This window comes from Terrabacter sp. LjRoot27, assembly GCF_964254175.1.
Classification (GTDB): domain Bacteria; phylum Actinomycetota; class Actinomycetes; order Actinomycetales; family Dermatophilaceae; genus Terrabacter.
This window is the reverse complement of record NZ_CAXUSS020000001.1, coordinates 2,913,408-2,934,000: the sequence shown is the minus strand read 5'-3', so window position 1 is coordinate 2,934,000 and position 20,593 is coordinate 2,913,408. Positions and strand designations below refer to the sequence as shown.

General features: G+C 71.6%; 20 protein-coding genes. 11 read left to right on the top strand and 9 right to left on the bottom strand.

The window, feature by feature from the left end; genetic code table 11:
- The first annotated feature begins 82 nt into the window (after window positions 1-82).
- From tig to ACSQ2D_RS13605, 9 genes are all read left to right on the top strand, one after another.
- Window positions 83-1,423: a trigger factor gene (tig, locus tag ACSQ2D_RS13645; protein ID WP_435986481.1), complete on the top strand. Its 1,341-nt coding sequence runs from the start codon at window positions 83-85 to the stop codon at window positions 1,421-1,423.
- A 178-nt stretch (window positions 1,424-1,601) separates the two neighbouring features.
- The gene (locus ACSQ2D_RS13640; protein WP_435986480.1) at window positions 1,602-1,904 is read left to right on the top strand and encodes a hypothetical protein; all 303 of its coding nucleotides are present in this window, start codon (window positions 1,602-1,604) and stop codon (window positions 1,902-1,904) included.
- Between the two features lie 276 nt (window positions 1,905-2,180).
- Window positions 2,181-2,783: an ATP-dependent Clp protease proteolytic subunit gene (locus tag ACSQ2D_RS13635; protein ID WP_185744906.1), complete on the top strand. Its 603-nt coding sequence runs from the start codon at window positions 2,181-2,183 to the stop codon at window positions 2,781-2,783.
- Between the two features lie 28 nt (window positions 2,784-2,811).
- Entirely contained in the window at window positions 2,812-3,465 is a 654-nt protein-coding gene (locus tag ACSQ2D_RS13630; RefSeq protein ID WP_435986479.1) for an ATP-dependent Clp protease proteolytic subunit, read from the top strand.
- 112 nt (window positions 3,466-3,577) lie between these two features.
- Window positions 3,578-3,832, top strand: a complete 255-nt coding sequence (locus ACSQ2D_RS13625; RefSeq protein ID WP_435986478.1) for an acyl-CoA-binding protein — start codon at window positions 3,578-3,580, stop codon at window positions 3,830-3,832.
- 231 nt (window positions 3,833-4,063) lie between these two features.
- Window positions 4,064-4,984 carry a hypothetical protein gene (locus tag ACSQ2D_RS13620; protein ID WP_435986477.1) on the top strand — a complete coding sequence of 307 codons (921 nt, stop codon included), beginning with the start codon at window positions 4,064-4,066 and terminating at the stop codon, window positions 4,982-4,984.
- Between the two features lie 126 nt (window positions 4,985-5,110).
- Window positions 5,111-5,764 carry a hypothetical protein gene (locus ACSQ2D_RS13615; protein WP_435986476.1) on the top strand — a complete coding sequence of 218 codons (654 nt, stop codon included), beginning with the start codon at window positions 5,111-5,113 and terminating at the stop codon, window positions 5,762-5,764.
- A gap of 149 nt (window positions 5,765-5,913) precedes the next feature.
- The gene (clpX, locus tag ACSQ2D_RS13610; protein WP_256795463.1) at window positions 5,914-7,191 is read left to right on the top strand and encodes an ATP-dependent Clp protease ATP-binding subunit ClpX; all 1,278 of its coding nucleotides are present in this window, start codon (window positions 5,914-5,916) and stop codon (window positions 7,189-7,191) included.
- A gap of 46 nt (window positions 7,192-7,237) precedes the next feature.
- Window positions 7,238-7,876, top strand: coding sequence for a hypothetical protein (locus ACSQ2D_RS13605; protein ID WP_435986475.1), 639 nt, complete (start codon window positions 7,238-7,240; stop codon window positions 7,874-7,876).
- A 56-nt stretch (window positions 7,877-7,932) separates the two neighbouring features.
- Here the strand turns inward: ACSQ2D_RS13605 and ACSQ2D_RS13600 are convergent, their stop codons facing one another.
- The 9 genes from ACSQ2D_RS13600 to ACSQ2D_RS13560 all read right to left on the bottom strand — a co-directional run bounded on the left by ACSQ2D_RS13600 (window position 7,933) and on the right by ACSQ2D_RS13560 (window position 18,840).
- Entirely contained in the window at window positions 7,933-9,480 is a 1,548-nt protein-coding gene (locus tag ACSQ2D_RS13600) for a DHA2 family efflux MFS transporter permease subunit (protein ID WP_435986474.1), read from the bottom strand.
- Between the two features lie 59 nt (window positions 9,481-9,539).
- Window positions 9,540-10,178 (bottom strand): TetR/AcrR family transcriptional regulator, encoded by a 639-nt coding sequence (locus ACSQ2D_RS13595; RefSeq protein ID WP_435986473.1) that lies wholly within the window; start codon window positions 10,176-10,178, stop codon window positions 9,540-9,542.
- A 160-nt stretch (window positions 10,179-10,338) separates the two neighbouring features.
- On the bottom strand, window positions 10,339-10,944 hold the full coding sequence (locus ACSQ2D_RS13590) for a hypothetical protein (RefSeq protein WP_435986472.1): 606 nt from the start codon (window positions 10,942-10,944) through the stop codon (window positions 10,339-10,341).
- A gap of 2 nt (window positions 10,945-10,946) precedes the next feature.
- Window positions 10,947-12,260, bottom strand: coding sequence for a DUF58 domain-containing protein (locus ACSQ2D_RS13585; protein WP_435986471.1), 1,314 nt, complete (start codon window positions 12,258-12,260; stop codon window positions 10,947-10,949).
- A 6-nt stretch (window positions 12,261-12,266) separates the two neighbouring features.
- Window positions 12,267-13,331 (bottom strand): AAA family ATPase, encoded by a 1,065-nt coding sequence (locus ACSQ2D_RS13580; RefSeq protein ID WP_435986470.1) that lies wholly within the window; start codon window positions 13,329-13,331, stop codon window positions 12,267-12,269.
- A 3-nt stretch (window positions 13,332-13,334) separates the two neighbouring features.
- Window positions 13,335-13,970, bottom strand: a complete 636-nt coding sequence (locus ACSQ2D_RS13575) for a hypothetical protein (RefSeq protein ID WP_435986469.1) — start codon at window positions 13,968-13,970, stop codon at window positions 13,335-13,337.
- Window positions 13,967-14,701 (bottom strand): DUF4129 domain-containing protein, encoded by a 735-nt coding sequence (locus ACSQ2D_RS13570; protein ID WP_435986468.1) that lies wholly within the window; start codon window positions 14,699-14,701, stop codon window positions 13,967-13,969. Before ACSQ2D_RS13570 ends, ACSQ2D_RS13575 begins: the two co-directional genes overlap by 4 nt.
- A 103-nt stretch (window positions 14,702-14,804) precedes the next feature.
- Complete coding sequence (gene valS / locus ACSQ2D_RS13565) at window positions 14,805-17,471, bottom strand: valine--tRNA ligase (protein WP_435986467.1); 2,667 nt, start codon at window positions 17,469-17,471, stop codon at window positions 14,805-14,807.
- A 394-nt stretch (window positions 17,472-17,865) separates the two neighbouring features.
- Window positions 17,866-18,840 carry a DUF2207 family protein gene (locus ACSQ2D_RS13560; RefSeq protein ID WP_435986466.1) on the bottom strand — a complete coding sequence of 325 codons (975 nt, stop codon included), beginning with the start codon at window positions 18,838-18,840 and terminating at the stop codon, window positions 17,866-17,868.
- A 72-nt stretch (window positions 18,841-18,912) separates the two neighbouring features.
- On the opposite strand from ACSQ2D_RS13560, the gene ACSQ2D_RS13555 reads away from it, so the two are divergent.
- Both ACSQ2D_RS13555 and ACSQ2D_RS13550 read left to right on the top strand, forming a co-directional pair.
- Entirely contained in the window at window positions 18,913-19,686 is a 774-nt protein-coding gene (locus tag ACSQ2D_RS13555) for a lysophospholipid acyltransferase family protein (RefSeq protein ID WP_435986465.1), read from the top strand.
- Window positions 19,687-19,738: 52 nt separating this feature from the next.
- Window positions 19,739-20,512 carry a TIGR03936 family radical SAM-associated protein gene (locus tag ACSQ2D_RS13550; protein ID WP_435986464.1) on the top strand — a complete coding sequence of 258 codons (774 nt, stop codon included), beginning with the start codon at window positions 19,739-19,741 and terminating at the stop codon, window positions 20,510-20,512.
- Window positions 20,513-20,593 lie beyond the last annotated feature (81 nt).

Below are 20,593 nucleotides of genomic sequence, written 5' to 3'. Positions count from 1 at the left end.
CGGGGCCTATAGCATGGTGCGCTGGCCCGTCCGTTCACCGTCGACGACCACGTCGGCACCAGCCCCTATGGAGTACCCCGCAGTGAAGAGTGCGCTCGAGACCCTCAGCCCGACCCGGGTCAAGATGACCGTCGAGGTCCCGTTCGAGGAGCTCAAGCCGAGCCTCGACGCGGCCATCAAGCACATCGGTGAGCACATCCAGGTGCCCGGCTTCCGCAAGGGCAAGGTGCCTGCCCGCATCATCGAGCAGCGCGTCGGCCGCGCGGCCGTCCTCGAGGAGGCCGTCAACAACGCCCTCCCGACGTTCTACGGCCAGGCCCTCGAGGAGAACGAGGTCCGCCCGCTCGGCCAGCCCGAGATCACCGACCTGCAGGTGCCCGCGACCGACGGCGAGGACTTCGTCTTCACCGCCGAGGTCGACAAGCGCCCCGAGATCGACCTGCCCGACTTCAGCGACATCGAGCTGACCGTCGACGAGGCGAAGGTCGAGGACGAGGCCGTCGAGCAGCGCCTCACCGACCTGCGCGCGCGCTTCGGCACGCTCAAGGGCGTCGACCGTGCCGTCCAGGACGGCGACTTCGTCTCCATCGACCTGTCTGCCGAGATCGACGGCGAGCAGATCGACGAGGTCACCGGTGTCTCCTACGAGGTCGGCAGCAAGAACATGCTCGAGGGCCTCGACGAGGCGCTCGTCGGCATGACGGCCGACGAGACCAAGCAGTTCACCGCTCCGCTCGCCGGCGGCGACCAGGAGGGCCAGGACGCGAACTGCACCGTGACCGTCACCGCGGTCAAGGAGCGCGAGCTGCCCGAGCTCGACGACGAGTTCGCCCAGCTGGCCTCGGAGTTCGACACGCTCGACGAGCTCAAGGCCGACCTCACGGCCAAGGCCGAGGTCGACGCGAAGTTCGCCCAGGGCGTCGCGGCCCGCGACCAGCTCCTCGAGGCCATCCTCGAGAAGATCGAGGTCCCGATCCCCGAGAGCATCGTCGAGGCCGAGGTGCACAGCCACCTCGAGGGTGAGGGTCGTCTTGAGGACGACGAGCACCGTGCCGAGGTCGGCGAGAGCACCCGCAAGGGCCTCAAGACCCAGCTCGTCCTCGACGCCATCGCCGAGAAGGAAGAGGTCAAGGTCGAGCAGCAGGAGCTCATCGAGTTCCTCGTCATGAGCTCGCAGCAGTACGGCATGGACCCCAACCAGTTCGCGCAGTCGCTCGACCAGGAGGGTCAGATCCCCGCCATGGTCGCCGAGGTCGCCCGCCGCAAGGCGCTCGCCACGGTCCTCGAGAAGGTCTCCGTCAAGGACACCGCCGGTAACGTCATCGACCTCAACGAGGCCGTCCCCGGCACCGAGGGCGACGAGGACGAGGCCGCCGACGCGGCGGACGCCGACGAGCCGACGGCCGAGAAGGCCGACGCCTGAGCGTCACCACCACGTGTGCCGTGAGGCCGGCTCCCGCTCGGGAGCCGGCCTCTCGCCGTGTCCGGCTCCGGCCGACCGCTCGTCCGGCAGACGGTCCCCACGGTTGTCCACCCGGTGGCCCGGGTACGTCGCCTACGGTCGCCGTCCGGCGGCACGCACCTCGACGAGGGAGCCAGACATGAGCAGCACCGACGAGTCGGGCGCCGGCATGGCGGACACCGACATCAACAGCACCGACGCCGACGGCACCAACGTGCCCGGTCACGACGACGGCAGCGACGGCCCCACGCCGCAGGGCCAGGGCGACGACGCCGAGCGCGGCAACCTCGACGGCAGCAACGCCGTGGACGAGCCGCGGGACCGCTCGCTCGACCACGCCGGCGGCAACGGCTCGTTCGACGACGCGTCGGATCAGACCGGCACCGAGAGCGACGCCTCCGACCTCGGCGACTCGGGCCAGGACAACGGCCTGAACAGCTGAGCGCCTGACCGCCCGGGCACCGACCCGGGGACCGCACCCGGTCACGGACCCCGCCGGACGGCATACGACCGGTGGGGTCCGTGCGTGTGGTTGCGCCGCTCCCGCTCAGGTTTGTGCGCTCACGGCGAACACGGCGCGGTTCGGGAAATCTGGCCGAGGGGTCGGGCGTTAGGGTCAGTGACGAGCCAGCCAGGCGCCACATCCCGTGGCGAGAGGCTGGACCACTTCGACGATGGAGACACGGTGATTTCGGAGACCTCCGCCAACGGCAACGGCATGCCGGGTGGTCTGGACGACCACATCTACAACCGCCTGCTCAAGGAGCGGATCATCTTCCTCGGGTCCGACGTGCGCGACGACAACGCGAACGCCATCGCGGCGCAGCTGCTGCTGCTCTCGGCCGAGGACCCCGAGAAGGACATCTGGCTCTACATCAACAGCCCCGGCGGCTCGATCTCCGCCGGCATGGCCATCTTCGACACGATGAACTGGATCCCCAACGACGTCGCCACCGTCGCGATGGGCATGGCCGCCTCGATGGGCCAGTTCCTGCTCTCGGCCGGCACGAAGGGCAAGCGCTACGCGACGCCCCACGCCCGCGTCATGATGCACCAGCCCTCGGGCGGCATCGGCGGCACGGCCACCGACATCAAGATCCAGGCCGAGCAGATGCTCTACGTCAAGAAGCAGATGGCGCGGCTCATCGCCGAGCACACCGGCCAGACCATCGAGCAGATCGAGAAGGACTCCGACCGCGACCGCTGGTTCAGCGCGGAGGAGGCCAAGGAGTACGGCTTCGTCGACCACGTCTTCAGCCGCTCCGACCAGGCGGTCGAGGGCAAGGGTGTCGGCCAGGCCGACGCCAAGGCCGAGAACTGACCGCGGCCACCAGGACTTGGAGACACACATGAACATCGAACCCACCAACCGCCTCGCGGTGGCCCAGCCCTCGAGCCGCTACATCCTGCCCCAGTTCGAGGAGCGCACCTCCTACGGCATGAAGCGGTCCGACCCCTACAACAAGCTCTTCGAGGACCGCATCATCTTCCTCGGCGTGCAGGTCGACGACGCGTCGGCCGACGACATCATCGCCCAGCTGCTCGTGCTGGAGTCGCTCGACCCCGACCGCGACATCCTCATGTACATCAACAGCCCGGGTGGCTCGTTCACCGCCATGACGGCGATCTACGACACGATGCAGTTCGTCCGGCCCGACATCCAGACGTTCGTCATCGGCCAGGCGGCCTCGGCGGCCGCGGTGCTCCTCGGCGCCGGTGCGCCGGGCAAGCGCTTCGCCCTGCCGAACGCCCGCATCCTCATCCACCAGCCGGCGCTCTCGGGTGGCGACTACGGGCAGGCCTCGGACATCGAGATCCAGGCCAACGAGGTGCTGCGCATGCGCACGTGGCTCGAGGACACCCTCGCGCACCACACGGGCCGCACGTCCGAGCAGGTCCGCACCGACATCGAGCGCGACAAGATCCTGTCGTCCGAGGACGCCAAGACCTACGGCCTCATCGACGAGGTCCTCGCCTCGCGCAAGGCCTCGCTCGAGGACTGACCTCCCGCTCGTCAGAGCACGTACGCCGCTGGGCCGGGTTCCGCTGGGACCCGGCCCTCGGCGTACCTGCTTGGATGGGCCTGAACCTGGTGTCGAGCGTGGAGGTCCGGTCATGGCGAGTGCGGAGTTCGAGCAGGCGGTCGAGTCGGTCAAGGGCCTGACGACCGACCCCGGCAACGAGGTCAAGCTGCGGCTGTACGGCCTGTTCAAGCAGGCGACGGCCGGCGACGTGAGCGGCTCGCGTCCGGGCTTCACCAACCCGGTCGGGCGCGCGAAGTACGACGCGTGGGCCAAGCTCTCGGGCACCTCGCCCGAGGCGGCCCAGGAGCAGTACGTCGCGATCGTCCGCGACCTCACCTCCGCCTGACCGGGCCGGCGCTCGCCGCCACACCCCGCCACCCCGCCACACTCCGCCACACTCCGCCACGTGGCGGCTCGTGGTGTCGGACCGCGACCGGGCGCCACATCAACCGACCATCTGGTGCCGTGTCGTGGCGACCGTGGGTGGTCTGTGGATGAGCGGCCCGGACGTCGACGTCCGTGATCCACGATCGCTGGCGTGGATACCTCGACCCGTGGACCGTTTCGCGTCGGCTCCGTGACCGACGCGGCCACCGGTCGGCGCGTGCCCGACCCGCCTCCTGGCATCACACCGTGGGACCTGCGCTCGGGGCGCTACCGCCGGCTGCTGCGCGGCGTCTACGTCGAGGCGTCGGTGTCGGTGACGCCCCTCGTCCTGGCTCGAGCCGGGCTGCTCGCCGCGGGGGAGGGAGCGGTGGTGTCACACCAGACCGCGGCGCGGCTCTGGGGCGGCATCGTGCCCGACGACGGCCTCGTCCACGTCACCTGTGTGCGACGTCCACGGGGAGCCGGCCTCAAGGCGCATCGCCCCAAGGCGGGTCAGCGGGGCACCGTGATGGCCGACGTCGCCGTGACGACACCGGCGTCGACCTTCCTGGACCTCAGCGACGAGCTCGGGCTCGTGGACCTTGTCGTCCTCGGCGACTCCCTTGTCCGCGCACGACGCACCACGCCGAGCGCGCTCGTCGAGGCCGCCGCGACCTACGCTGGCAAGGCCCGCAGGCTGGCAGGCCGAGCGGCATCGCTGGTCCGTGAGGGCGTGGACTCCCCGATGGAGTCGCGTGTTCGGATGCTCATGGTCCTCGCAGGGCTGCCCGAACCGGTGGTGAATCACACGGTGCGGTGGCCCGACGGCCGGGTGCGGTGGCGCTTCGACCTGTCGTTCCCGGCCGTCGGGATCGTCATCGAGTACGACGGTCGACAGCACGCCGAGTCCGACGAGCAGTGGGACCGCGACATCGACCGGCGCGAGTGGATGGACGGCAACGGCGTGCGCCTCGTCGTCGTGCGGTCCAAGGACATCTACCGCACCCCCGCTCGTACGCTCTCTCGGATCACTGCCGTGATGCGCTCTCGCGGGATGCGCGTGCCGCGGCTCGCGGACGAGTGGCGGCGGCACTTCCCGAGCCTGCCGGGAGACGCCTCGATGCCCGCGTGAACCGAGAAGAGCACCATCTGGTCGGTTGACGCGTCCAATCGACCGCTGGGACCACCGCATCGCACCACCTGGTCGGTTGTTGAGCGACAGGCGGATGCCCCCATGACGTTGCGTACGCTTCAGCGCATGAGGACGTATGCCGTGCGCCTGGTCGCGGTGCTCGGTCTGCTCGCCGTCGCGCTGGGTGCCGCACCGTCGGCCGCGCACGCGTCGTGCGCGGGCCGCGAGCCGGCACAGGTGGTCGCCGACGCGGACGTCGTCCTCACCGGGCGCGTCACCGCCGTGGACGACCCGGGAGGCGACTACGACCCCCGGCCGGTCGCGTGGACCGTCGCCGTCAGCGCGGTGCACCAGGGCGACGCCGCACAGACCACGCACGTCCGGGCGACGCCCGAGAGCCCCGACCTCGTGAGCACGGGCGGCAGCTACGTCTTCGCCCTCGTCGCGTCCGGCAGCGCGCTCACGGCCAGTGGCTGCCAGGACGTCGTGGCCGCCGGCACCGACGAGGCCGCCGCCCTGACGGACGCTGCGGGGCCCGCACACGCGCCGGCGGCAGGCGGCACGGCCCTACCGGGTTCAGCCGACCTCGACCTGGGCGACGGGGGAGGGATGTCGCTGACGACGATGGTCGTCATCGGGCTCGTGGGCCTGCTCGTCGTGACGTTCGGGGGTCTCGCGCTGGCGGTCGGGCTCGGGCTCCTGACGCGACGTCGGCGTGGACAGACCGGCGGCAGCGACGATGGGACACAGCCCGATTCGGCTGGAACGCCGTTCAAGTGACAGCCTCGTCGTTTGTCCGCCATCAGCGGACAAACGGCGTTGCGCGAGCGGGGGTGGCCCCCTCCGTCGTCTAATAGGAGTCGGCCCCTACGTTGGGGCCTGCCGGGTGCACCCCAAGCGTTCGGCGCCGACGAACCAGGAGCGAATCGGTGGCACGCATCGGAGAAGGCGGAGACCTCCTCAAGTGCTCTTTCTGCGGGAAGAGCCAGAAGCAGGTCAAGAAGCTCATCGCCGGTCCCGGTGTGTACATCTGCGACGAGTGCATCGACCTCTGCAACGAGATCATCGAGGAAGAGCTCGCCGAGAGCAGCGAGCTGGGCCTCGACCACCTGCCGAAGCCGCGCGAGATCTTCGACTTCCTCGAGAACTACGTCATCGGCCAGGACGTCGCCAAGAAGTCGCTCGCCGTCGCCGTCTACAACCACTACAAGCGCATCCAGGCCGGTGAGGGCGTCAAGCGCGACGACGACCACATCGACATCGCGAAGTCCAACATCCTGCTCATCGGCCCCACGGGCTCGGGCAAGACCTACCTCGCGCAGACGCTCGCCAAGATGCTCAACGTGCCGTTCGCCATCGCCGACGCGACGGCCCTGACCGAGGCCGGCTACGTCGGCGAGGACGTCGAGAACATCCTCCTCAAGCTCATCCAGGCCGCCGACTACGACGTCAAGAAGGCCGAGACGGGCATCATCTACATCGACGAGGTCGACAAGATCGCCCGCAAGAGCGAGAACCCGTCGATCACCCGCGACGTCTCCGGTGAGGGCGTCCAGCAGGCGCTGCTCAAGATCCTCGAGGGCACGACCGCCTCGGTGCCCCCGCAGGGCGGGCGCAAGCACCCGCACCAGGAGTTCATCCAGATCGACACGACCAACGTGCTCTTCATCGTCGGCGGCGCCTTCGCCGGCCTCGAGAAGATCATCGAGTCGCGCTCGGGTCGCAAGGGCCTCGGTTTCGGCCAGCCGCTGCACAACCCCAAGGACCTCGGCGACTCCTTCCAGGACGTCATGCCCGAGGACCTGCTGAAGTTCGGTCTCATCCCCGAGTTCATCGGCCGCCTGCCCGTCCTGACGACGCTCGCGCCGCTCGACCAGCAGGCCCTCGTCAACATCCTCACGGTGCCGCGCAACGCGCTCGTCAAGCAGTACCAGAAGATGTTCGAGATCGACGGCGTCGACCTCGAGTTCACCGAGGACGCCATCGCGTCGGTCGCCGACCAGGCGCTGCTGCGCGGCACGGGTGCCCGCGGCCTGCGCGCCATCATGGAGGAGGTCCTCCTCCCCGTGATGTTCGACGTGCCGAGCGACGACGAGATCGCCAAGGTCGTCGTGACCCGCGAGGTCGTCCTCGACAACGTCAACCCGACGATCGTGCGCCGTGAGGCCGAGCCGCGGGCCAAGCGTCCGCGCAAGGAGTCCGCCTGACCCTCGAGGTCGCCCGCGCCGCGTCCGCGTGAACGGAGACTGACCCGTGGCCGCTCCCTTCCGGCTCGTCGCCGGTGACCATGCGCCCGTGCAGCAGACGAGCACGACGTGCGGGTCGGCGTCGTTGACCGTGGCCCGCATGCTCGCCAACCCCGCGTTCGCGCAGTGGATCCGGGACGGCATACGCAAGGACGCACGTGACGGCGACGTCCCCGACGGTGGCACCGAGGTCCAGCGCTTCGCCGCCTACGAGCAGGTCGTCGCGTTGCGCACCAACGCCCTGGTCGGCGCGGGGCGCCGCCTCCAGCTGCCGTGGCCGCGCGCGCTCGGCACGCTCCCGTGGGGCGCGCTGAACGAGCTCGAGTACGGCGCCGCCGACCCCGCGGCCGACTACGACCTCTCGTGGTTCCGCCAGCGTGGTCGGGTCGGTCTCCAGCACACGTATGCCGCCCTCCGCGCCCGGGTGCGCCCGGGCCGTCCCGCGCTGCTCTACGTCGGCAACGCGTGGGCGCCGCGGCACGTCGTGCTCGTCCTGCCGCCGACGGGCGAGCAGGAGCTCGACGTCTACGAGCCCTCGGTCGGGCGCGTCGTCGACCTGCCGGAGCACGCGTTCGTCGAGCGTCGCCTCGCCATCGCCGGCTGGGACGTCCCGTGGGCCGCCGTCTGGGCCGATCCCCACCCCTGACACGGCGAGAGGCCACCGTTCGCGACGAACGGTGGCCTCTCGGCGGGTGACGCGGGTCAGCCCATGTGGGCCGGGGCCGCCCCGTCGGTCGCGAGCTCCTCGTGTCGCACGTGCAGCGCGACGAGGGTGACGACGCCGGCGACGGCGATCATGATCGCCGCGACGAGGTAGGCGCGGCTGGCGCCGTAGGTGAACGCCTCGTCGGCGATCATCTTCTGGGCTGCTGCCAGCTGCTCCTTGGAGGGAGCCGGGCCACCCTGCGGCAGCTTCGCGGTCAGCTCGGCGACCTTGTCGCCCATGTTGTTGACGAAGATCGTGCTCAGTGTCGCGAGGCCGAGCGTGCCGCCGACCTGCTGCATCGTGTTGAGCACCGCCGAGGCCACCGAGGAGTCCTCGTGCGCGACGCCGTGGACAGCCGTCAGGGTGAGCGGCACGAAGATCAGGCCCAGGCCGAAGGCGAGGACGACGATCCACGGCAGCAGGTCTGCGGCGTACGTGCTCTGCGGCGTCAGGTGGGTGAAGCCCCACATGCCGAGGGCCGCGAAGCCCGCGCCGGCGCCGGAGATCCAGCGCGGGTCGACCTTGGCGATGAGGAACGACGCGACCTGCGCGGCCACGACGATGCCGACCGAGAAGGGCAGGAACGCGAGGCCCGTCTTGAGCGGCGAGTAGCCGAGGATCGTCTGGATGTAGATGCCGAGGAAGTAGAACATCGCGAACATGCCGGCGCCGACGACGAGCATGACGAAGTAGGACGTGCCGCGGGTGCGGTCGCCGGGGATGCGCATCGGCAGGAGCGGGTGCTTGACCCGCGTCTCGATGACGACGAACGCGACGAGCAGGGCGACGCCGATGGCGAGGTAGGTCACGGTCGTCGGGTCGCTCCACGAGGTGCTCGCGGCCTGGGTCAGGCCGTAGACGAGCGAGGAGAGGCCCGCGATCGAGGTGATGGCGCCGGGGATGTCGAGCGTGCCGCCGCCGTCCTCGGACTCCGTGAGGATCCGCTGGGCGAGGAACGCGACGACGATGCCGATCGGCAGGTTGATGAAGAAGTTCCAGCGCCAGTCGATCTCGGTCAGCGCACCGCCGAGGATGAGGCCGATGGCGGCGCCGGCACCGGACATGGCGGCGAAGACGCCCATGGCGCGGTTGCGCTCCCTGCCGGCCGGGAAGGTCGTCGTGATGAGCGCCAGCGCGTTCGGGGCGGCGAGCGCGCCACCGAGGCCCTGGACGGCGCGGGCGCCGAGCATCATCGCCTCGTTCTGGGCCAGACCGGCGACGAGCGAGGCGAGCGTGAACAGCACGATGCCCCAGAAGAACAGCCGACGCCGGCCGTAGAGGTCACCGAGGCGACCGCCGAGGAGCAGCACGCCACCGAAGGCGAGCGTGTAGATGGTGATGACCCACTGGAGGTTCGCCTGGCTGAAGCCGAGGTCGGCCTCGATGTGGGGGAGCGCGATGTTCACGATGGTGCCGTCGAGCACGATCATGAGCTGGGCCGCGCAGATGACGAAGAGCGCCAGGCCGAGGCGCTTCGGCGGCGTGTCGTGGGAGGTGAACTCGCCCTGGGGCTCGTCCACCTGCTCGACCGTGGTCGAAGACATGGGTGTTCCTCTCGAAGACGTGCAGGTGTGGTGGTGGTGTCGCCCCGTCGCGGGCCGGGTCAGCGAGTGCTGGGCGCGGGCGCGAGGGTGGCGGCGCAGGCCGGGAGGACGACGCTGTCCACGAACTCGGCGATGCGGTCCGGCCCGGGTCGACGTCCCGAGAGCAGTGCCTCGTGGATCGACAGGGACGGGAGGATCATCAGCAGGGTGTCGAGGTCGGCGTCGGCGGCGACCTCACCGCGCTCTCGGGCGTGCTCGAAGATGGTGCGGGTGGCCTCGATCTTCGGGGCCAGGAACCGCTCGTGGATGCCGCGTGCCAGCTCTGGCTCGCGGTGGATGACGGGGAGCAGTGCCCCCCACGTGCCGATGACGACCTCGTCGTCGAGGCCCCCGTCGGCGCAGGCCTGGGCGAGCAGGTCGCCGCGCAGGCTCCCGGTGTCGGGGTCCTGCTCGGCGGGGCAGTCGATGAAGAGCCCGACGGCGTCGATGACGAGGTCGCGCTTGTGCGGCCAGCGTCGGTAGAGCGTCGCCTTGGACGCCCGTGCAGCCGTGGCGACGGCGTCGAACGTGAGCCGGTCGTAGCCGGTCTCGCGCAGGACGTCGATCGCGGCCTCGAGGATCTCGACCTCACGGTCACCGGCGACGCGTGGACGGCTCGCGTGTGCCGCGTCCGTCGTGCTCGCGCTGGTCGTGCTCATGCTCACCCCGGTCCCACCCCGATGAAACGAAACTGTTTCGTTTCATCAAAGAGTAGGTCGGGTCGACGGCGTTGGCAAACCCTTTGTCGAGCCTCGGGCCGGACGTCCCGTCCGTCCCCGTTCGTCCCCGTCAGTGCCCCTCAGCGACGGTCGGCGCGGCTCAGACCCGCTCGACGGGCGGGCTCGTGCGCACGAACCACAGGCCGGCGGCCACGCCGCCGAGCCCGATGACGTATGCCGCCGGGACGAGTCCCGCGGAACGCCCGACGAGCAGCCCCGCGAGGATCGCCACCGGGACGGCCGCCGCGAAGGCGAGGGCCGTGTGCCGCACCCAGCGACGGGCGGTGGAGGCGGTGAAGGAGCCGGCCGGCGGCGACGACGCGGAGAGCGCGGTCGCCGCGTGGCCGACGACGCACCCGGCCGCGGCCGGCAGCGACCACCACGAGAAGCTCCCGGCCGGGGTGAGCGTGAACCAGCCGTAGAGCAGCAGGGTCCAGTAGACGAGCGGGCCGGCCGAGCCGGCCCAGGCCATCGTGACCAGCGGCAGCAGGACGAGCCCCCACCAGAGGGAGTCGAACCCGCCGACCGCGAGGGAGAGGCTCGCGAGGTAGACCGCGACGCCGCCCATGGCCGCGGCGGTCACACCGAGCTGGCTCAGCGACCACTCGGGGCCGGCGCCGAACCGCACGGTCCGGCGCAGCCGGACACGGCGGGGGCCCCACGGTGTCCGGGTCGAGCGCAGCGGGTCGTCAGCAGGTCCGGGCACGGTCACCGCCTCGCCATCCGGGGCGCCGACGCTCGCCGTGCGATGTCGCGCAGCACCTGGTCGAGCGAGCCGGCGCCACGCCACGGCACGACCGGGACGCCGCGCAGCCGCAGGTTGTGCACCTCGGCGTCGCGCGACAGCAGCCGGATCCGCCAGGCCAGCGCCTGGTAGACGTTCGAGGGGTCGGCGACGAGGTGGTCGGGGAAGGTGTCGACGACGACGACGGTCATGCCGCGCGCGGCCAGCGTGTGGGCCAGGGTCACCGTGGTCGGGTCGATGAGCGGGGACAGCACGAGGCACAGGGCATGCGGGTCGACGCCGCGGATCGCGTGCTCACCCGTGTCGCGGCGCTCGGTGGCCGGCGAGATCGCCGCGAGCGTGTCGAGCACGCGGCGCAGGTGGTTCGTGCCCGAGCCGACGCCGAGCGTCGGCACCTCGGCCGCACCGACGGTGCGCAGCGTGAGCCGGTCGTTGCTCCGGAGGAAGTGCTCGCTGATCGCGCCCGCGGCACGCACCGTGACGTCGAGGCTCGTCGGGCGTCCGTCGATGCCCTCGCGCGGGCCGACGTCGCTGAAGCAGTCGACGAGCAGGAACACGTGGGCGTCCTCGTCGGTGAACGTCGACGTGACGTGCAGGGCCCCGGTGCGCATCGAGACGGGCCAGTGGATCCGCCGCAGACGGTCACCCGGGTGGAACCGGCGGATCGTGTTGAACTCCGAGCCGGAGCCGGGCCGGTTCGACCGGTTCAGCCCGACGATGCCGCGCGGGTGCGGTGTCGGGGCGCTCGCGTCGAAGGACGCAGGCACGGGGAGGGTGGCGGAGTCGAGGTCGGGCAGGTCGACGGGACCGGCGCGGAAGGCTCCCCACGTGCTGACGAGCGCGACGCTGACGGTGCCGACCCGGCGGCGCCCCCAGCGCGTCGACCTCAGCCCGAGGGTCGCGCGGCCGTCCTCGAGCTCGGCGATCCCGCTCGACGGCTTGCGCTCGACCCACGGGGCCCGGGCCAGGGTGACGATGCCGTGGACGTCGGGCAGGGACGGCTCGGTGGTGACGTGGACCCCGGTCACCGACCCCTCGCGCAGCGTCGTGTCGCCGAGGCGGGCCGTGCCGGTCACCTCGGTGCGCGGCCGCACGAGGTGACCCCACAGGGCGGCGACGACGAGCGGCGCGACGATGACGAGCAGGTCGGCGCGCCGGCCGACGACGGCGACGATGGCGCCCCCCGCCGCGAGGAGGATCGCCCGCTGGTGGGCAGCGGTCGGCTCCCACCCGCCGAGCCGGCGCGTGGCGGTCCGGTGCGGACGCCAGGGCTGCACGGGTCCTCAGCCGCCCGCTGCCGAGCCCGTTGGAGGGCCCATCGAAGGGCCCGCTGCCGGGCCCGCTGCTGGGCCCGCGGAAGGGTCGGCGGCCGGCCCCGGTGCCAGGTGCTCGCGGGCCGACGGGGTGGCCACGGTGCGCAGCAGGCTCTCGACGATGCTGCGCCCCGACGCGTTGCTCATCCACAGCTCCGGCTTGACCGTGATGCGGTGCGCGAGGACCGGCACGGCGACCGCCTTGACGTCCTCGGGGGTCACGTAGTCGCGGCCGTCGACGACGGCATACGCCCGGGCGCACAGGAGCAGACCGAGGGCGCCACGGGGTGAGGCGCCCATGAGGACGTCGCCGTGGGTGCGGCTGGCCGCCGTCAGCGCGACGCAGTAGCGCCCGACCGACTCGTCGACCGCCGTCGCCTCGATGGCCGCCTGCATCGCGAGCAGCTGCTCGGCGTCGACGATGCGGCGCAGCTCCTGCTCCTCCCGCTGGCGGGCCATGCGGTTCGACAGGATCTCCCACTCCTCGTCGAGGGTCGGGTAGCCGAACGAGATGCGCATGAGGAAGCGGTCGAGCTGTGCCTCCGGCAGCGGGTAGGTGCCTTCGTACTCAACGGGGTTCGCGGTCGCGAGGACGTGGAAGGGGCGGGGCAGCTGGAAGGTGCGGCCCTCGACCGTCACCTGCTTCTCCTGCATCGCCTCGAGGAGCGCGGCCTGCGTCTTCGGTGGCGTGCGGTTGATCTCGTCGGCGAGGAGCAGCCCGGCGAAGAGGGGCCCCGCGCGGAACTCGAACTCGCCCGCCCGCTGGTCGTAGATGAACGAGCCGGTGATGTCGCCGGGCAGCAGGTCGGGCGTGAACTGGGCGCGCTTGAAGTCGAGCCCCAGGGTCTGGGCGAAGCTGCGCGCGGCCAGCGTCTTGCCGAGGCCGGGGAAGTCCTCCATGAGGACGTGGCCGCCGGCGAGGATCCCGGAGAGGACGAGCCGCAGCGCCTCGCGCTTGCCGACGACGGCCCGGTCGACCTCGTCGAGGACGGCGCTGCTCAGCTCACTGACCCGGGTCAGGTTCATCTCGGTCATGCTCTACCACTGCTCGATTCGTCGGAGGATGGGGTCGAGGCGCTGGGGACGGTACAGGTCGGTCGGGGGGAGCCCGACGAGCAGGTCCCACAGCTCGGGCGGGGTCACGCTCTGGGCCCACTTCGGCTCCTCCTCCGCGACGATGCCGTGGCGGGCGTAGAGCCGTTCGCGGATCAGCACCTGCAGCTGCAGGTGGAGGTCGTGCACGACGTTCTCGCGTCCTTCTCGCCGGGTGTTGGCCGCCTCGAGGCGCCCGGCGAGGTTGGTGACGCGGAAGTCGTTGCCGCGGGAGTGCCCACCGAGGTCGCCGTCGACGAGGGGCCAGACCGTGAGGTGCTGTGGCGCGGTGTGGTCGATGAGGTGCCAGACCAGCAGCGCCCCCGCGAGCAGGATCGCGAGGAGCACCGGCACGTCGGGCGCGAGGCCGAGCCCGGCCGTGAGCGCAGCCAGCACGACCCAGGTGAGCAGCAGCCCGACGAGGCGTCGACGCCACGGGCGCAGCGCCGCGGCGACCTGCCGCGTCCGGGAGGGCGCTCGCCGGACCGCGCCGCGGGGGAGTGGCCGTCCTGCCGCCGCCGCTGCGCGCTCGCGCGCCTCGCGCCGGGTCCGAGGAGGTATGCCGTCCGGCTCGCTGCTCACGGTCCCTCCTCCCCGACGGCAGCGGACGCGCCCCGCTCGGCCGCGTGGCGCGAGGCCACCTGCTCGAGGTCGGCGATGAGGACCCGGAGGTCGGTGATCGCCCGGTCGCGGTGGCTCTCGCCGAGGTCGTGGACCGAGAAGCGCGCCTCGCGGTAGAGGGCCGCGAGGTCGCCGAGGCGGGCGGAGTCGACGGGCCACACGCCGATGACGCGCTCGGTGTACTCCGTCGACGTCTCGGCGGGCAGGCGCGGCAGGCCGGTCGCTGCGGCCGAGGTCTCGAGGCCGAGCCAGGCCGCGACGATGGCGTTGCGGGGCTCGCCGGTCTCGAGGTCCCGCAGCCGGTCCCGGGCCCCCTCGAGCAGCTCGGTCGGCACGAGGGGGATCGCGAAGTCCGGCTCCTCGTGCAGCTCGAGGTGCGGTCGTCGGCGCAGCAGCGACCGGACCAGCTGCGCGAGGACGACGAGGACGACGAGAGCGGCCAGGACGAGGACGATCTGGACGAGGGTGACGAGCACGGGGGAGGGGTCGAAGGGCATCGCCGTCGACGTCGACGTGGGCCGCGACGACGTGGCGGACGGCGGCAGCGACGTGAGGGTCGGCAGCGGCGTGAACGTCTGCGTGTCGACCGGGCGGGAGAGCAGCGACACGGGTTGGCCGAGCGCGGCCACGACCAGAGCGGCCATGACGACGGCGCCACCCACGATGGTGACCTGAGCCCCCCGCCTCGACATGCGAGTGACCCTATGCCAGCGCGGTCGCCGACAGTCGCGGAGCCGGCCGATCGTTGCCGTCCCGATAGGTCGGGGCGGCAACGACCGACGGGTCGCTCGGGGGTCAGCCCTGGGCGGGCGCCTTCTCGACGGGGACGAGCTCGGCGTCACGCACCTCGACGACCTCACCCTCGGCATACGCGAGCTCGCTGATGCGGCCGCTGGCCCGCAGGTCGGACTCGGCCGCCTGCACGTGGGCCACCGAGGCGGCGGGGGCGACGAGCGTCATGGTGCGCACCTCGGCGCGCATGCCGACCTTGGCCTCGGACTTGACCTTGCGCACGCCGGCGAGGGCGGCGCCGACCGACGCGAGGAGCGCGGGCTCACCACCGGTCGGCAGCTCGTCGCGGGTCGGCCAGGGCTGGCGGTGCACCGAACCCTCACCGAACCACGACCACACCTCGGCCGTCGCGTAGGGGATGAACGGCGCGAGCAGGCGCAGCAGCGTCTCGAGCGCGAGCCGCAGCGCGGCCCGGGCGCTCGCGGCCGCCTCGTCGCCCTGGCCGCCGTAGGCGCGGTCCTTGACGAGCTCGAGGTAGTCGTCGCAGAACGTCCAGAAGAAGGTCTCGGTGGCCTCGAGCGAGCGGGTGTAGTCCCAGCCCTCGAAGCCCTGCGTGGCCTTGTCGACGACGTCGGCGAGGGCCGCGAGCATCGACAGGTCGAGGGGGTGGGTGACGGCTGCCCGCAGGTCGCCGTCGACGTCGCCGAAGCCGAGGGCGAACTTGCTCGCGTTGAGCACCTTGATGGCGAGCCGGCGCCCGACCTTCATCTGGCCGGTGTCGTAGGCGGCGTCGGTGCCGAGGCGCCCGGAGGCCGCCCAGTAGCGCACCGCGTCGGCGCCGTTCGCCTTGACGACGTCCTCGGGCGTCTCGGCGTTGCCCTTGGACTTGCTCATCTTCTTGCGGTCGGGGTCGAGGATCCAGCCGCTGATCGCGGCGTGCTTCCACGGAGCCACGCCGTGCTCGAAGTACGAGCGCGTCACCGTGGCGAAGAGCCAGGTGCGGATGATGTCGTGGCCCTGGGGGCGCAGGTCGTAGGGGAAGATGCTCGCGAAGAGCGCCTCGTCCGACCCGAGCCGGTCGCCGTCGGGGGCGCCCTCGCGGACCGGCCAGCCGGCGGCGATCTGCGGGGTCAGCGACGACGTGGCCCACGTGTCCATGATGTCGGGGTCGGCGACGAAGCCACCCGCCTGGCCGCGCTGTGACTCCTCGTAGCCCTCCGGCACGTCGATCTGGGGGTCGACGGGCAGCGCCGAGGCCGGCGGCGTCAGCGGGTGGTCGTGGTCGACCTCGCCGGCGGCGTCGACGGGGTACCACACGGGGAACGGCACGCCGAAGAAGCGCTGGCGCGAGATGAGCCAGTCGCCGTTGAGGCCCTCGACCCAGTTCTTGTAGCGCGAGCGCATGAAGGCGGGGTGGAAGTCGACCTCGTCGCCCATGCCGACGAGCTTGGAGCGCAGGGCCTCCTCGCGGCCGCCGTTGCGGATGTACCACTGGCGCGAGGTGACGATCTCGAGCGGCTTGTCGCCCTTCTCGTAGAAGTTCGCCTTGCGCTGGGTCTTCTGCGGCTCGCCGTCGAGGTCGCCGGACTCGCGGAGCGCGGCCACGACGGCCTCGCGAGCGCTGAACGTCGTCTTCGTCGCGAGCGACTCGGCGTAGAGCGCCTCGCCGGGACCACCGGCGAGCCACTCGGGCGTCTCGGCCTGGAGGCGGCCGTTGCGGGTGATGAGCGACCGGATCGGCAGCTGCAGCTCGCGCCACCACATGACGTCGGTGAGGTCGCCGAAGGTGCAGCACATGGCGATGCCGGCACCCTTGTCCATCTCGGCGGCGCGGTGGGCCAGGACCGGCACCTCGACGCCGAAGAGCGGCGAGGTGACCGTCGTGCCGAAGAGCGTCTGGTAGCGCTCGTCGTCGGGGTGGGCGATGAGGGCCACGACCGACGGGATGAGCTCGGGTCGCGTCGTCTCGATGAAGACCGGCTCCCCGCCGTCCCGGTGGAAGGCGACCCGGTGGTACGCGCCGGGGTAGTCGCGCGCCTCGAGCTCGGCCTGCGCGACGGCCGTCTGGAAGGTCACGTCCCAGAGGCCCGGGGCCTCGCTCTGGTAGGCCTCGCCGCGCTCGAGGTTGTGCAGGAAGGCCTGCTGCGCCACGGCGCGCGAGCGCTCGTCGATGGTGCGGTAGGAGATGTCCCAGTCGAGGCTGAAGCCGAGGCGACGGAAGAGGGACTCGAACGTCACCTCGTCCTTGACGGTGAGGACGTCGCACAGCTCGATGAAGTTCTTGCGGCTGATGGGGCGCTGGTCGGCGGCCTTGATGGCCTTGCCGTTGCTGTCGACCCCCTCCTCGAAGGGCGGCGTGAATCCCTCCTCGTAGGGGAGGCTCGCGTCGCCGCGCACGCCGTAGTAGTTCTGCACCCGGCGCTCGGTGGGCAGGCCGTTGTCGTCCCAGCCGATGGGGTAGAAGACCTCGAGGCCGCGCATGCGCTTGTAGCGGGCCATGCAGTCGGTGTGGGTGTAGCTGAAGACGTGGCCGACGTGCAGGCTGCCGCTCGCCGTGGGCGGCGGGGTGTCGATGGCGAACACCTGGTCGCGGGGCAGCGACAGGGCCTTCTCGCGGTCGAAGGAGTAGGTGCCCTCGTCGGCCCATACCTGCATCCACTTCTCCTCGAGCCCGTCGAGCGTGGGCCGCTCGGGGATCCGCGAGGTCGTGGGTGCAGGTGTGTCAGTCATGCGCCCAATCCTTCCATGCGCGCCGGGGTGCCCTCGACCGCCTTTCCTCAGCGGGCGAGCAGCGGGCGTATGCCGTCCGGCGCGGCCCGCGCGCCGGCTCAGACGTCGCAGCCGGGCAGGTCGCACCCGTCGCAGCCGTCACCGCAGCCGGGGAGGCCGTCGAAGGAGAAGAGCGAGTCGGCGGCGTCGGTGAACCCGTCGACACCGTCGAGGAGGTCGCCGGGGTCGGTGAGCCAGGTCGAGGCGTCGCCGATGTCGCCGAGCGCGTCACCGAGCGAGAGGTCCGCACCGTCCGGGCCGCAGCCGCCGAAGTCGTACCAGTCGAGCCCGTCGACGTAGTCGGTCCAGTGGCTCTCCTGCGCGAGGGTGCGGAGCAGGTCGGCGAAGTGGGCGGTCAGCCCGAAGGCGACGGCATACGGCAGGTAGGTGCTGAGCAGCGCCCGCTTCTCCTCGAAGCGCAGCTGGTCGGCCTCGGCCGTCGCGAGGTACTCGCGGAAGCCGAGCGCCTGGATGCGCAGTGCCGTGCCCTCGGCGGTGCGCGGGGTCCGTGCACCGCCCAGCGGGCCAGCACGACGAGCGCCGCGACCAGCCCCACGAGCACCGGGGTCAGCGACCAGTCGTGGGCGTCCACGAGCCCGGCTCCGACGACGACGGCCGCGACGACCGTGAGCGGGACGAGGACGGCGAGTCCGGCGGCGCGCGTCCGGCCGTTGCGGGCGCGCCGGTGCCGGGCGTACCAGCCGCGGTCGACGACCTCCCGGTAGAGCCCGATCTGGGCCTCGCGCATCGTCAGGCCGAACGAGCCCCTGAGCGCCGAGAGCCGCACCCGGTCCCGGCCGCCCAAGATCCGGTCGAGGAGCAGCTGCTCGAAGGCGGTCGGCGTCTCGTCCGGCGCCGGCTCGGTGCGGCGCAGCTCCCAGTCGCGAGGACGCTCGCCCTCCTGCTCGCGGACGTCGACGATGCGGAACCAGCCGCGGACCGCGAGGTCGAGCAGCGTGGCGCTGACGTCGTGGGCATCGGCCACGCCGTCGACGACCGTGCCGACGACGCCGGGCCGGACGTCGCGCGGGGGAGCGAAGGCGGGGGCCACCACGCCGGACCACTCGCCGCCCCGGACACGGTGCCGGGAGGCCCGCGCGGGATCGGCGGGCAGCAGACCGGGAGTCACGTCGTCGAACATCTCGTCCCGTCCGCGCCACCACTTCACGAGCACGACGACACCGGCGACGGCGAGGGGGACGAGCCCGAGGAGTGCGGCGCCCACGACGGTGTCACGGTCCACGAGAGCCGGCGCCGCGGCATACCCGAGGGCGGTCAGGCCCCCGTCCGGCGTGGCGTGCGTCACTGCGGCACTCGCGATCACGGTCATCCCCTGTTCGTCGGCAGGGCCGATCGGCCCATCGGCGTGCCGAAGCGTAGCCACGCAGGGCAGAGTGTCCCCATGGAGCCCGTCTACTCGTCCGTCATCGGTTTCGCCCGCGGGGTGTTCGCGATGCAGGGGCTGAAGTTCACCATCCTCGGAGACGACAACGTCCCACGCGTCGGCGGTGCGGTGATGACGATCAACCACACCGGCTACATGGACTTCGCCTACGCAGGCCTCGCCGCCCAGAAGTCCGACCGCCTCGTGCGGTTCATGGCCAAGGACGGCGTCTTCTCGCACGCCGTCAGTGGTCCGCTCATGCGCGGCATGCACCACATCCCGGTCGACCGCACCGCCGGTGCCGCGTCGTACGCCGCCGCGGTCGACGCGCTCCGGTCCGGCGAGATCGTCGGGGTCTTCCCGGAGGCGACGATCTCGCGGTCGTTCGAGCTCAAGGAGTTCAAGACCGGCGCCGCCCGGATGGCCATCGAGGCCGGCGTGCCGATCCTGCCCGTCGTCATCTGGGGCTCGCAGCGCGTCTGGACCAAGGGGCACCCCAAGCGCCTCGGCCGCACCAACGTGCCCATCCTCATCAACGTCGGCGAGCCGATCGCCGTCGCGTCCGATGCCGACCCCGTGGCCGTCACCGAGCAGTACAAGGCCGTCATGGCCGACCTGCTCGCGGTCGCCCGGGCGGCGTACGAGCCGCTCACCGGGCCCGACCTCAAGTTCCTCCCGGCGAGCATGGGCGGCACCGCACCGACCCTTGCCGAGGCGACCCGCCTCGACGAGGCCGACACGGTGGAGCGTCAGCGCCGCGCCGACGAGCAGCGGGGTTTCGCGACCGACTGAGCGGGTGGCCGGTGGTTCGGGCCGGCGCCTCGGCGCCGGTAGCCTTCCTGGCATGGCTCGTCAGGCACGTCAGCGCGTCCCCGAGGGTCCGGCCCCGGACCCCGCGGTCCAGAAGCTCCGGATCCGCTACACGAAGCGGGGTCGGCTGCGGTTCACCTCGAGCCGCGACTTCCAGCGCGCGCTCGAGCGGGCGCTGCGCCGCGCCGACGTGCCGATGGCCTTCTCGGCCGGCTTCCACCCGCACCCGAAGATCAGCTACGCCAACGCGGCGGCCACGGGCACGGGCAGCGAGGCGGAGTACTTCGAGATCTCGGTGACCCAGCGCGTCGAGCCCGAGTCGGTGCGCGCCGCGCTCGACGAGGCCCTGCCCGAGGGGATCGACATCCTCCAGGTCGTCGAGGCCGCCCCCGGGGCGCTCGCCGACCGTCTCGAGGCGAGCGACTGGGTGCTCGAGTTCGCCGGGGTTTCCCTCGAGGTCCTCGAGGCGGCCGTCGCGGCCCTCATGGGGCGCGACACGGCCGAGGTCACACGCCTGACGAAGTCGGGTCCGCGCACCTTCGACGTGCGTGGCTCGATCGTGGCCGCACGCGTGCTGGACCCGCGCGACGCGCTCGACGACACGGTCACGACTCACGAAGTCGGGACCGACTGTGCGATACTGCGCATGGTCGTACGGCACACCACACCTGCTGTACGCCCCGACGACATTCTGACCGCGCTGCGTGAGATCGCCGACCTGCAGCCTCCGCGCCCCCCACTGGTGACGCGACTGGCGCAGGGACCGCTCGACACCGCAAACGTGCGGGTGACCGACCCGCTGGAATGACCTGCCAGGTCATGACGACGAAATGGTTGCCGACCAGGACGCCGACGGCATTCGATCACGGGGCCGCGCCCAGCGCGAACC